Origin of the sequence: Streptomyces rubradiris (assembly GCF_016860525.1) — a bacterium.
GTDB lineage: Bacteria > Actinomycetota > Actinomycetes > Streptomycetales > Streptomycetaceae > Streptomyces > Streptomyces rubradiris.
This window is the reverse complement of sequence record NZ_BNEA01000015.1, coordinates 2,248,706-2,260,371: the sequence shown is the minus strand read 5'-3', so window position 1 is coordinate 2,260,371 and position 11,666 is coordinate 2,248,706. Positions and strand designations below refer to the sequence as shown.

The window sequence follows — 11,666 nt, the reverse complement described above, 5'->3', positions numbered from 1 at the left end:
CTGAGCTTCCAGCACAGGTGGCTACACCTCGAAAGGCGCCCCCGTGTCCATCGGCAACTCCCCTGAAGACGAGCGTCCGTTCCGAGACCAGTCCCAGGAAGCCCGGCCTTCCGTGGGCCGCGCCCTGAAGCAGGCGCGGATCGCGGCCGGGCTGACCGTGGACGACGTCAGCACCGCCACCCGGGTCCGTATCGCCATCGTGCGCGCCATCGAGGCGGACGACTTCGCCCCCTGCGGCGGCGACGTGTACGCCCGGGGGCACATCCGCTCGCTGGCCAGGGCCGTCCGCCTCGACCCCGAGCCGCTGATCGCCCAGTACGACGCCGAGCACGGCGGCCGTCCCGCGCCCACCCCCGCCGCACCGCTGTTCGAGGCGGAGCGGATCCGGCCCGAGCGGCGCGGCCCGAACTGGACGGCGGCGATGGTCGCCGCCATCGTCGTCGTGATCGGGTTCGTCGGGTTCACCGCGTTCAAGGGCGGCTCCTCCTCCGGCGACTCCAAGTCCCAGGTCGCCGAGGGCAGCCCGTCCAGCGCCGGCACGAGCGCCCCGGCCCCGCCGAAGAAGGACAAGCCGGCCCGGCCCACCGGCGAGCCCTCCGACAGCGCCATCGCCGCCGCCCCCCAGGACAAGGTGACCGTCCAGGTCAGCGCGCCCAACGGTCGCAGCTGGATCTCCGCCAAGGACCACAACGGGCGGATGCTCTTCGACGGGCTGCTCAAGCAGGGCCAGTCGAAGACCTTCCAGGACAACTCCAAGATCAACCTCATCCTCGGTGACGCGGGCGCGATCGAGCTGTACGTCAACGGCAAGAAGATCGAGGACACCTTCCGGCCCGGCGCCGTCGAGCGCCTCACCTACACCAAGGGCGACCCCGTGGCGGGCTGACGGGCCACATCCCGCGGGATGTGACGGAGTCGGCCGGGCCCGGCCAACCCCGTCGACATGGGCTGTGGGTGAGACAAAGTAGTCTTGAGCACATGCCTGAACGCCGTACCGTCGCACTCGTCACTCTCGGCTGCGCTCGTAACGAGGTGGATTCCGAGGAGCTCGCAGGCCGTTTGGAGGCGGACGGCTGGCAGCTCGTGGACGACGCCGCGGACGCCGACGTCGCCGTGGTCAACACCTGTGGCTTCGTGGAGGCCGCGAAGAAGGACTCCGTCGACGCCCTGCTGGAGGCCAACGATCTCAAGGGCCACGGGAGAACCCAGGCCGTCGTGGCGGTGGGCTGCATGGCCGAGCGGTACGGCAAGGAACTGGCCGAGGCGCTGCCCGAGGCCGACGGCGTGCTCGGCTTCGACGACTACACGGACATCTCCGACCGCCTGCAGACCATCCTGTCCGGCGGCATCCACGCCTCCCACACCCCGCGCGACCGGCGCAAGCTGCTGCCGATCAGCCCGGCCGAGCGGCAGGAGTCGGCAGCGTCCGTCGCGCTGCCCGGCCACGCCCCGGCCGACCTGCCGGAGGGCATCGCCCCCGCCTCCGGGCCCCGCGCGCCGCTGCGCCGCCGCCTGGACGGCTCCCCGGTCGCCTCGGTCAAGGTCGCCTCGGGCTGCGACCGGCGCTGCTCCTTCTGCGCCATCCCGTCCTTCCGCGGCTCCTTCATCTCCCGCCGCCCCAGCGACGTCCTGAACGAAACCCGCTGGCTGGCCGAGCAGGGCGTGAAGGAGATCATGCTGGTCTCCGAGAACAACACCTCCTACGGCAAGGACCTGGGCGACATCCGCCTGCTGGAGTCCCTGCTGCCGGAGCTGGCCGCAGTGGACGGCATCGAGCGGGTCCGGGTGAGTTACCTCCAGCCGGCCGAGATGCGCCCCGGACTGATCGACGTCCTGACCTCGACGCCCAAGGTCGCCCCGTACTTCGACCTGTCCTTCCAGCACTCCGCGCCGAACGTGCTGCGCGCCATGCGCCGCTTCGGCGACACCGACCGCTTCCTGGAGCTGCTCGACACCATCCGGAGCAAGGCCCCCGAGGCCGGCGTGCGCTCCAACTTCATCGTCGGCTTCCCCGGCGAGACCGAGTCGGACCTGGCCGAACTGGAGCGCTTCCTGAACGGCGCCCGGCTGGACGCCATCGGCGTGTTCGGCTACTCCGACGAGGAGGGCACGGAAGCGGCGACGTACGACACCAAGCTGGACGAGGACGTCGTCGCCGAGCGCCTGGCCCACATCTCCCGGCTGGCCGAGGAGCTGGTCTCACAGCGTGCCGAGGAGCGTGTCGGCGAGACCGTGCGGGTCCTGGTGGAGTCGGTGGACGAGGAGGAGGGCGTGCACGGCCGTGCCGCGCACCAGGCGCCGGAGACCGACGGCCAGGTGCTGCTCACGAGCGGCGAGGGCCTGACCGTCGGACGTATGGTCGAGGCGAAGGTGGTCGGTACGGAAGGTGTCGACCTGGTGGCCGAGCCGCTGGCCGGCTCGCTCGCGTGTAGTGAGGAGGCGGGCAGATGACCGGAGTCCCGGCATCCGCCGCGGGCGGCTCCTCCGGCGCGCACCGCGCCCGGGGCACCGCCGCCGCTGCCGACGGCGCCCGGTCCGAGGTCTCCGGTTCTGCTCCAGGTCCCGCCGACGAGGGCGGCAAGGCCGCCCGTGGCGGCAAGATCACCGCTGCGGCCGTCAACCAGGCCAGTGTCTGGAACGTCGCCAATCTGCTGACCATGCTGCGGCTGCTGCTGGTGCCCGGTTTCGTGGCGCTGATGCTCGCGGACGGCGGCTACGACCCGGCCTGGCGCTCGCTGGCCTGGGCCGCCTTCGCCATCGCCATGATCACCGACCTGTTCGACGGGCATCTGGCGCGGACGTACAACCTGGTCACCGACTTCGGGAAGATCGCCGACCCCATCGCCGACAAGGCGATCATGGGGGCGGCGCTCATCTGTCTGTCGGCCTTGGGCGACCTGCCCTGGTGGGTGACGGTCGTCATCCTCGGCCGGGAACTGGGCATCACCCTGCTGCGTTTTCTGGTCATTCGCTACGGCGTGATCCCCGCCAGCCGCGGCGGCAAGCTGAAGACCCTCACCCAGGGCGTGGCCGTGGGCATGTACGTCCTGGCGCTGACGGGGTGGCTGGCCACCCTGAGGTTCTGGGTGATGGCCGCGGCGGTCGTCCTCACGGTCGTGACGGGTCTCGACTACGTAAGACAAGCCATTGTGCTGCGCCGGCGGGGAATCGCCGAGCGCGCTGCGGCGTTGGAGGAGAAGAACGCGTGAGCTCCCAGGCCACCGAACTGGTGCGACTACTGACCGTGAGGGGCGAGACCCTTGCCGTCGCCGAGTCGCTGACCGGTGGCCTGGTGGCGGCGGAGATCACCGGGGTGCCCGGGGCGTCCCGGGTGTTCCGGGGCTCGGTCACCGCCTATGCCACCGAGCTCAAGCACGGGCTGCTCGGCGTCGACGGTTCTCTGCTGGCCCAGCGGGGCGCGGTGGATCCGCAGGTCGCGGGGCAGATGGCGGCCGGAGTCCGCACGCTTCTCGGCGCCGACTGGGGCATCGCGACCACCGGAGTGGCAGGCCCCGACCCGCAGGACGGCAAGCCCGTCGGGACGGTCTTCGTGGCCGTGGACGGACCCCTCACCGGCCGGTCCGGTTCTGCCGGTGGCGGAAAAGTCCGGGCGCTGCGGTTGAACGGCGGCCGTGCGGAAATTCGTATGGAGAGTGTACGGAGCGTACTCGCAGTGCTGCTGGAGCAGCTTGCGGGCGAACAGACTGGGAATGAGCGGGCACAGGATACGGAACGGAACGGGGGGTTTTGATGTTTGCAGCCCTGAGTGAACACGACATCGCTCCCCGCACGGCCGCGGCGCTAGGCGGTACGGTGGGGCGAGAAGGATGCGGCTACGCGGTCCGAGGAGGGAGCCACCGATGATTCTGCTCCGTCGCCTGCTGGGTGACGTGCTGCGTCGGCAGCGCCAACGCCAGGGCCGTACTCTGCGCGAAGTCTCCTCGTCCGCCCGAGTCTCACTCGGCTATCTCTCCGAGGTGGAGCGGGGGCAGAAGGAGGCTTCCTCCGAGCTGCTCGCCGCCATCTGCGACGCGCTGGACGTACGGATGTCGGAACTCATGCGGGAAGTGAGCGATGAGCTGGCGCTCGCCGAACTGGCCCAGTCCGCCCGCGCCACCGAGCCTGTGCCCACGCCGGTCCGGCCGATGCTGGGTTCCGTGTCGGTGACCGGTGTGCCACCGGAACGGGTGACCATCAAGGCGCCCGCGGACGTGGTCGCGGCGTGAGGTCCGCGCGCGCGGCCTGACAACCCTGAACGAACGAAGCCCCGGCAGGGCCCCTCCGGATCTCTCCGGACAGCCCGGCCGGGGCTTCTTGTCTGCCCATAGAGGCTTTTCTCCGAGTAGATCCCGTTTGCCGGTGTTGTGTCGTGCGGTCATCGTGGGGAGGGACGTGACGGCGCCGAAGCACCGGAGGAAACGGATGTACGTCGTGAAGAGCTCGTTGGCCGACGCGGACCTGAAGGTCGTGTCCGAGGCGCTCCAGGGCGCCCTGATGGACCTGGTGGACCTCGCGCTGACCGGCAAGCAGATCCACTGGAACATAGTCGGCCCCCGGTTCCGCTCCATCCACCTCCAGCTGGACGAGGTCGTCGCTTCCGCCCGCACCCACTCCGACACGGTCGCCGAGCGGGCCTCGGCGCTGGGCGTACCGCCCGACGGCCGCGCCGCCACGGTGGCCTCCGGCAGCGGCATCAAGACGGCACCGGCGGGCTGGATCAAGGACACGGACGCGGTCTCGGCGATGGTGGACGCGCTGGGCTCGGTGATCACCCGGATGCGGGAACGGGTGACCGCGACCGAGACGCCCGATCCGGTGTCCCAGGACCTCCTCATCGCGATCACCGCGGATCTGGAGAAGCACCACTGGATGTTCCAGGCGGAGAACGCGTAGCGGGGCGGCCGGGGCCATTCCACGGTTTGCCGGCGCCGAGTGGTCCGGTGGTGCATCGGTGAGCCCGTGGTGCGCCTCCCGCGCGGGGCGGACGACGGTCTAGCGTCCGGCTGGAGGTGATGGCGGGCATGGCAGGACGCATAGTGCGCTGGGGGGGCGCGCTCGGGCTCGGGGCCCTGTGGTGGTGGGCCGCGCTGCGGCTGGCCGTGGGGGAGGGCTCGGGCGTGCTGGAAGCGGCCGTCGCGGCCGGCGGCTGGGGGCTGAGCCTGCTGCCCGTGCACTGCGTGCCCAAGGCGCGCGCGGCCGGGGCGGTGCCGCCCGGACGCTGGGAGGCCGCCTGGCGGGCCGGGGACGTCAGCAGGGCATCGCCACACACCCGTTCAGGCGGAGCATCCGATCCGTCATGAATCCGCATGCGTCCGATGCCGGGTGCAGCATCGAGTGCGTCACGCCGCCCGGCTCGCCGACCCGGCCCAGCGGTGTCCTGCGGGGCGTCACGGCCTCGGTGATCGAGCGGGCCGCTCAGGGGGTGCGGGGGCGGCGGGGGTACTTCTCCCGCCAGCGCTGCGGGGAGCCGGGTGCCGGGGCGGGGCCCGGCTGGCAGGTGGGGCACCAGTAGGTGGGGCGGTCCTGGGAACCGTCGCCCTGGTCGGCCACCCGGACGGAGGTGTGACAGCGCAGGCACGGCCGGGGCGCGCGGCCGTAGACGAACAGGTCGTGTCGGTGCACGCCGGTGGTCTGCCGGACCGGGCGGTCGCGGTTCGCCTCCAGCAGCCGCTTGGCCAGGCCGGGCAGCTTCCGGGCGCGGTCGGCGGGGAGCGCGCCGACGGGCAGCCACGGGGTCACGCCGAGCAGGAAGCACAGCTCGCTCTTGTAGATGTTGCCGATGCCTGCCAGATTGCGCTGGTCCAGCAGGGCTTCGCCGAGCGGCCGGGCGGGGTCCGCCAGGAGGTTGGCCAGGGCGCGCTCGGGGTCCCAGTCCGGGCCGAGCAGGTCGGGGCCGAGGTGGCCGACGACCCGCTCCTCGTCGGCCGTGCGCAGCAGCTCCAGGACCTGGAGGCGGTAGCCGACGGCCGCGCGGTCGGCGGTGGACAGGACGGCGCGGATCTGGTGGGCCGGCCCGCCCCGCCAGCGCTCGCCCGCGTCGTACACCTTCCACGTGCCCTCCATCCGCAGATGGGTGTGCAGGGTCAGGCCGTCCTCGAAGCGGGTCAGCAGGTGTTTGCCGCGTGGGACGGTGTTCAGCACCGCGCGGCCGGCCAGGTCCACCGTCGCGTACTTGGGCACGCGGAAGTCGCTGCGGGTCAGCACCTCGCCGGCGAGGGCCTCGTGCAGTCGCCGCGCGGCCTGCCAGACCGTGTCACCTTCGGGCATGCCTCAAGCCTGCCACGCGGGTGTCACAGGTGCGGGTGCCGTCGTGGGGGCCCGGGCGGCCTCACGGTCTCAGGCGCAGGCCGCGCGGTGTCGCCACGAACCCGGCCGTCTCCAGGAGGGCGCCTATGGGGGACGTCAGGGCCTGGGCGCCGTTGATCCGTTCCACCGTGACCGTGCCGAGCGCGCCCGCGCGGGCCGCCGTGGCCAGCGCCTCGGCGGCCGCGCGCAGGCGGGGGTCGCCCGTCGTGGCGGTGTCCGGGGCGGCGGGCCAGGCCAGCAGCGTCTTGCCGCCGCGTTCCATGTAGAGCGTCAGCTCGCCGTCCACCAGTACCACCAGCGCACCCGCCTTCCGGCCCGGTTTGTGCCCGGCTCCGGCCGGCGGCTCCGGCCAGGGCAGCGCGGAACCGTAGGCGTTCGCGGGGTCGGCAGCGGCGAGGACCACGGCGCGGGGGTCGGGAGCGGTGCCCGTACGGCCGTGGCCGTAGCCACCGCGGGCGCGGTGCGGGGCCGTGCCGGGGGAGGCGCCAGGGCCCGGGCCGTAGGCGGGGCTGTTGCCGCGGGGGCCGCCGTAGCCGGGTGAGGCGAACGGGTCCACGGGGCCGTGGGACGGGAACGGGTCGCCGCCGGCACCGGCGTGGTCGTCCGGGGGCCAGGTGAAGTCACCGTCCAGACCGGGGTGGGTGAAGCCGCCGTCGGCCGCGTCGAAGGGACCGGGGGCGGTGGCATGGTCGTGCGGGCCGCCGTCGGAGCGGTGGGGCGCGTGGGCTTCCAGGGCTCCCTGGGGGCCCCGGGGGCTGTCGAACGGGTCCGGGAAGCCTTGCTCGGCGAAGCCGTTCGCGGCACCTGGGGCGCCGAAGCCGTCCGCGGGTCCCGGGGTGCCGAAGCCGCTCGCCGGGTCCGTTCGGCCGAAGCCGTTTCCCGGCCCCGGGGCGTCGAAGCCACTCGCCGAGCCTCGGGGGTCGAAACCGTTCGCGGTGCCCGCCGTGCCGGAGCCGTTCGTCGTGCCCGGGGTGGCGAAGCCGTTCCGGTCGGCCGGGGCGGGCAGGCCCTCGGTGCGCTCGCGGGCGTTCGCCACCGCGCGCAGGCGATCCACGGCGCCGTCCATCGCGAACTGGGCCGCGCCCAGCCCCTCCACCACGTAACCGCGCCGGGCCTGGCCGCTCTCCTCGAACACCGACAGCACCCGGTACACCGCGGAGAAACCGCCCTCGACACCTTCCGCGGCGACCGCGCCCCGGGTGACCACGCCGTGCCGGTCCAGGAGCGTACGGGCCAGCGCGTGCGCGCGCACCGTGGCGTCCGGCTCGGCCGCCGGCAGCAGCGACCAGCGGCCCGCGACGGTCGGCGGGCCGGTGCGGGAGGCGGTGCGCGCGGCGGCCGTCAGGGAGCCGTAGCGCCCGCGCGGGACGGCGCGCTTGGCGCGGTGCGCGGTCGAGCCCGCCGTACGGCCGGAGCCCAGCAGGGCGCGCATCGGCGCGAGGGTGTCGTTGGTGAGCCGGCCGGACCAGGCGAGGTCCCACAGGGCGTCTGCCAGCTGGGGATCGGTGACCTCCGGGTGGGTGGTGGCGCGGACCTGGTCGGCGATCTGCCGGAAGAACAGGCCGTACCCGCCGGAGAGGGCGTCGAGGACGGACTGGTGGAGCGCGGTCAGCTCCAGCGGGTGCGGTGCCGGGAGCAGCAGCGGGGCCGCGTCCGCCAGATACAGGGAGACCCAGCCGTCCTTGCCGGGCAGGGCGCCCGCACCGGCCCACACCACCTCTCCCGCGGCGGTCAGCTCGTCGAGCATCGAGGGCGTGTAACCAGCCACGCGGGAGGGCAGGACCAGCTTCTCCAGCGCGGAGGCGGGCACGGAAGCGCCCTGCAACTGCTCGACGGCCCGCACCAGACCGTCGACGCCGCGCAGCTCGTGGCCCCTGCCGATGTGCTGCCACTGCGGCAGGAACTGGGCGAGCGCGGCGGGCGGCACCGGCTCCAGCTCGTGCCGCAGGGCCGCCAGCGAGCGGCGGCGCAACCGGCGCAGCACGGCCGCGTCGCACCACTCCTGGCCGATGCCGGCCGGATGGAACTCGCCCTGGACGACCCGGCCGGCCGCGGCCAGCCGTTGCAGCGCGCCCTCGGTGACCGCGACGCCGAGCCCGAACCGGGCCGCCGCGGCGGCCGAGGTGAACGGGCCGTGCGTACGGGCATGGCGCGCGAGGAGGTCACCCAGCGGGTCCTTGACCGGCTCGGTGAACGCCTCCGGGACACCGACCGGCAGCGCCGTGCCGAGCGCGTCGCGCAGCCGGCCCGCGTCCTCCACGGCCGCCCAGTGGTCGGTGCCCGCGATCCGCACCTTGATGGCCCGGCGCGCCCCGGCCAGCTCACGCGCCCACTCCGGGTCCGCGCCCCGCGCCGCCAGCTCCGCGTCGGTCAGCGGGCCGAGCAGCCGGAGCACGTCGGCGACGCCCTCGACGTCCTTGACCCGGCGGTCCTCCGTGAGCCACTGCAGCTCGCGCTCCAGCTCGGTCAGCACGTCGGCGTCGAGCAGTTCGCGCAGCTCCGCCTGGCCCAGCAGCTCGGCCAGCAGCCGCGAGTCCAGGGACAGCGCGGCGGCGCGGCGCTCGGCCAGCGGGGAGTCGCCCTCGTACAGGAACTGGGCGACGTACCCGAAGAGCAGGGAGCGGGCAAAGGGGGACGGCTCGGGGGTGGTGACCTCGACCAGGCGCACCTTGCGGGACTCGATGTCGCCCATCAGCTCGGCCAGCCCGGGCACGTCGAAGACGTCCTGGAGACATTCGCGGACGGCCTCCAGGACGATCGGGAACGAGCCGAACTCGCTCGCCACCTGGAGCAGCTGGGCGGCGCGCTGGCGCTGCTGCCACAGCGGAGTGCGCTTGCCGGGGTTGCGGCGCGGCAGCAGCAGCGCGCGGGCGGCGCACTCCCGGAACCGCGAGGCGAACAGCGCCGAGCCGCCGACCTGGTCGGTGACGATCTGGTCGACCTCGCCCTTGTCGAAGGCGACGTCCGCCGCGCCGACCGGGGCCTGCTCGCTGTCGTAGGCGGTGCCCGCCTTCGTCGGCTCCTGGTCGAGCAGGTCCAGGCCCAGCAGATCGGCGTCGGGCAGGCGCAGCACGATGCCGTCGTCGGCGTGCATGACCTGCGCGTCCATGCCGTACCGCTCGGACAGGCGGGCGCCGAGGGCGAGCGCCCAGGGGGCGTGGACCTGGGCGCCGAAGGGCGAGTGCACGACGACCCGCCAGTCACCCAGCTCGTCGCGGAACCGCTCCACGACGATCGTGCGGTCGTCGGGGATGTGACCGCAGGCCTCGCGCTGTTCGCTCAGGTACGACAGCACGTTGTCCGCCGCCCACGCGTCCAGGCCGGCCGCCAGCAGCCGCAGCCGCGCGTCGTCCCGGGGCAGCGAGCCGACCTCGCGCAGGAACGCGCCCACCGCGCGGCCCAGCTCCAGCGGGCGGCCCAGCTGGTCGCCCTTCCAGAAGGGCAACCGGCCCGGCACGCCCGGTGCGGGCGAGACCAGGACCCGGTCGCGCGTGATGTCCTCGATCCGCCAGGAACTCGTGCCCAGCGTGAAGACATCGCCCACGCGGGACTCGTAGACCATCTCCTCGTCCAGCTCGCCGACCCGGCCGCCGCCCTTCTTGGGGTCGGAACCGGCGAGGAAGACCCCGAACAGACCACGATCCGGGATCGTGCCCCCGGAGGTGACGGCCAGGCGCTGGGCGCCGGGGCGGCCGGTGACCGTGCCGGCCATCCGGTCCCACACCACGCGCGGGCGCAGCTCCGCGAACGCGTCGGACGGATAGCGGCCCGCGAGCATGTCCAGCACCGCCGTGAACGCCGACTCGGGCAGCGAGGCGAACGGGGCCGCGCGGCGGACCACGGCCAGCAGGTCGTCGAACTGCCAGGTGTCCAGCGCCGTCATGGCCACCAGTTGTTGCGCGAGCACGTCCAGCGGGTTCGCGGGCACCTTCAGCGACTCGATGGCACCCGAGCGCATCCGTTCGGTGACCACGGCCGCCTGGACCAGGTCGCCCCGGTACTTCGGGAAGACGACACCGGTCGAGACGGCGCCGACCTGGTGGCCCGCGCGGCCCACCCGCTGGAGGCCGGAGGCGACCGACGGCGGGGACTCGACCTGGACGACGAGGTCGACGGCACCCATGTCGATGCCCAGTTCCAGGCTGGAGGTCGCCACCACCGCGGGCAGCCGGCCGGCCTTCAGGTCCTCCTCGACCAGGGCGCGCTGCTCCTTGGAGACCGAGCCGTGGTGCGCGCGGGCGATCACCGGCGGCGCGCCCTGGGCCGCGCCCGAGCCGCCCATCAGCTGGGCGGGGGCGTGGTGCTCGGCCAGGGTCTCGCCGGTCGCCCGTTCGTACGCGATCTCGTTGAGCCGGTTGCACAGCCGCTCCGCCAGGCGGCGGGAGTTGGCGAAGACGATCGTGGACCGGTGGGCCTGCACCAGGTCGGCGATCCGCTCCTCCACATGCGGCCAGATCGACGGCCGCTCCCCGCCCTCGGCGGCGTCGGCGGCCGGGGCACCCCCCAGCTCGCCCATGTCCTCGACCGGGACGACCACGGAGAGGTCGAACTCCTTGCCGGACTCCGGCTGGACGATCTCCACCTTGCGGCGCGGCGACAGATAGCGGGCCACCTCGTCCACCGGGCGCACGGTCGCCGACAGGCCGATCCGGCGGGCGGGCTTCGGCAGCAGCTCGTCCAGCCGCTCCAGGGAGAGCGCGAGATGCGCGCCGCGCTTGGTGCCCGCGACCGCGTGCACCTCGTCCAGGATCACCGTCTCCACGCCCGTGAGCGCGTCGCGGGTGGCCGAGGTCAGCATCAGGAACAGCGACTCGGGAGTGGTGATCAGGATGTCCGGCGGGCGGGTGGACAGGGCGCGACGCTCGGCGGCCGGGGTGTCACCGGAGCGGATGCCGACCCTGATCTCGGGCTCGGGCAGGCCCAGCCGCACCGACTCCTGCCGGATGCCGGTCAGCGGGCTGCGCAAATTGCGCTCCACGTCGACCGCCAGGGCCTTCAGCGGGGACACATACAGCACCCGGCAGCGCTTCTTGGGGTCGGCCGGGGGCGGCGTCGACGCCAGCTGGTCCAGGGCGGCGAGGAACGCGGCGAGCGTCTTGCCCGAGCCGGTCGGGGCGACCACCAGCACGTCCGAGCCCTCACGGATGGCCTGCCACGCGCCCGCCTGGGCGGCGGTGGGCGCGGAGAAGGCCCCCGTGAACCAGCCGCGGGTCGCGGGGGAGAAGCCGTCCAGGGCTCGGCGTGCGGAGCTGACCATGCGTCCATCGTGCACCCACCCACTGACAATCGCCCTGACCTGGGCAGACGGGGTGGAGGGGAGGGTGTGTGCGGGGCGTGGGAGCCGAAAAAGGGGCGTGCGG

Annotated in this window: 9 protein-coding genes; 7 read left to right on the top strand and 2 right to left on the bottom strand. The window is 73.5% G+C overall.

Features of this window, described 5'->3' with window-relative positions; translation table 11 throughout:
* The first annotated feature begins 43 nt into the window (after positions 1-43).
* The 7 genes from Srubr_RS23130 to Srubr_RS23100 all read left to right on the top strand — a co-directional run bounded on the left by Srubr_RS23130 (position 44) and on the right by Srubr_RS23100 (position 5,300).
* Positions 44-886, top strand: a complete 843-nt coding sequence (locus tag Srubr_RS23130; protein WP_189997316.1) for a helix-turn-helix domain-containing protein — start codon at positions 44-46, stop codon at positions 884-886.
* A 92-nt stretch (positions 887-978) separates the two neighbouring features.
* Complete coding sequence (gene rimO, locus Srubr_RS23125; RefSeq protein ID WP_189997315.1) at positions 979-2,451, top strand: 30S ribosomal protein S12 methylthiotransferase RimO; 1,473 nt, start codon at positions 979-981, stop codon at positions 2,449-2,451.
* Positions 2,448-3,209: a CDP-diacylglycerol--glycerol-3-phosphate 3-phosphatidyltransferase gene (gene pgsA / locus Srubr_RS23120; protein WP_189997314.1), complete on the top strand. Its 762-nt coding sequence runs from the start codon at positions 2,448-2,450 to the stop codon at positions 3,207-3,209. Before rimO ends, pgsA begins: the two co-directional genes overlap by 4 nt.
* The gene (locus Srubr_RS23115; protein ID WP_030785593.1) at positions 3,206-3,751 is read left to right on the top strand and encodes a CinA family protein; all 546 of its coding nucleotides are present in this window, start codon (positions 3,206-3,208) and stop codon (positions 3,749-3,751) included. The genes pgsA and Srubr_RS23115 overlap by 4 nt, the downstream gene beginning before the upstream one ends.
* 109 nt (positions 3,752-3,860) lie before the next feature.
* Positions 3,861-4,226, top strand: a complete 366-nt coding sequence (locus tag Srubr_RS23110; protein ID WP_030608842.1) for a helix-turn-helix domain-containing protein — start codon at positions 3,861-3,863, stop codon at positions 4,224-4,226.
* A gap of 196 nt (positions 4,227-4,422) precedes the next feature.
* Positions 4,423-4,893 carry a Dps family protein gene (locus Srubr_RS23105; RefSeq protein ID WP_189997313.1) on the top strand — a complete coding sequence of 157 codons (471 nt, stop codon included), beginning with the start codon at positions 4,423-4,425 and terminating at the stop codon, positions 4,891-4,893.
* 128 nt (positions 4,894-5,021) lie between these two features.
* Entirely contained in the window at positions 5,022-5,300 is a 279-nt protein-coding gene (locus Srubr_RS23100) for a hypothetical protein (RefSeq protein WP_189997312.1), read from the top strand.
* Positions 5,301-5,415: 115 nt separating this feature from the next.
* On the opposite strand, the gene Srubr_RS23095 is transcribed toward Srubr_RS23100, so the two are convergent.
* Together Srubr_RS23095 and Srubr_RS23090 are read right to left on the bottom strand one after the other, a co-directional pair.
* Positions 5,416-6,267 carry an Fpg/Nei family DNA glycosylase gene (locus Srubr_RS23095; RefSeq protein ID WP_189997311.1) on the bottom strand — a complete coding sequence of 284 codons (852 nt, stop codon included), beginning with the start codon at positions 6,265-6,267 and terminating at the stop codon, positions 5,416-5,418.
* Positions 6,268-6,328: 61 nt separating this feature from the next.
* Positions 6,329-11,563 (bottom strand): ATP-dependent helicase, encoded by a 5,235-nt coding sequence (locus Srubr_RS23090; RefSeq protein ID WP_189997310.1) that lies wholly within the window; start codon positions 11,561-11,563, stop codon positions 6,329-6,331.
* Between the last annotated feature and the right edge of the window lie 103 nt (positions 11,564-11,666).

Bases quoted from the DNA above. Each gene is read 5' to 3' on its own strand.
- Srubr_RS23095 (WP_189997311.1), bottom strand. From the start codon at position 6,267: ATGCCCGAAGGTGACACGGTCTGGCAGGCCGCGCGGCGACTGCACGAG.
- pgsA (WP_189997314.1), top strand. From the start codon at position 2,448: ATGACCGGAGTCCCGGCATCCGCCGCGGGCGGCTCCTCCGGCGCGCAC.
- Srubr_RS23110 (WP_030608842.1), top strand. From the start codon at position 3,861: ATGATTCTGCTCCGTCGCCTGCTGGGTGACGTGCTGCGTCGGCAGCGC.
- Srubr_RS23090 (WP_189997310.1), bottom strand. From the start codon at position 11,563: ATGGTCAGCTCCGCACGCCGAGCCCTGGACGGCTTCTCCCCCGCGACC.
- rimO (WP_189997315.1), top strand. From the start codon at position 979: ATGCCTGAACGCCGTACCGTCGCACTCGTCACTCTCGGCTGCGCTCGT.
- Srubr_RS23105 (WP_189997313.1), top strand. From the start codon at position 4,423: ATGTACGTCGTGAAGAGCTCGTTGGCCGACGCGGACCTGAAGGTCGTG.
- Srubr_RS23100 (WP_189997312.1), top strand. From the start codon at position 5,022: ATGGCAGGACGCATAGTGCGCTGGGGGGGCGCGCTCGGGCTCGGGGCC.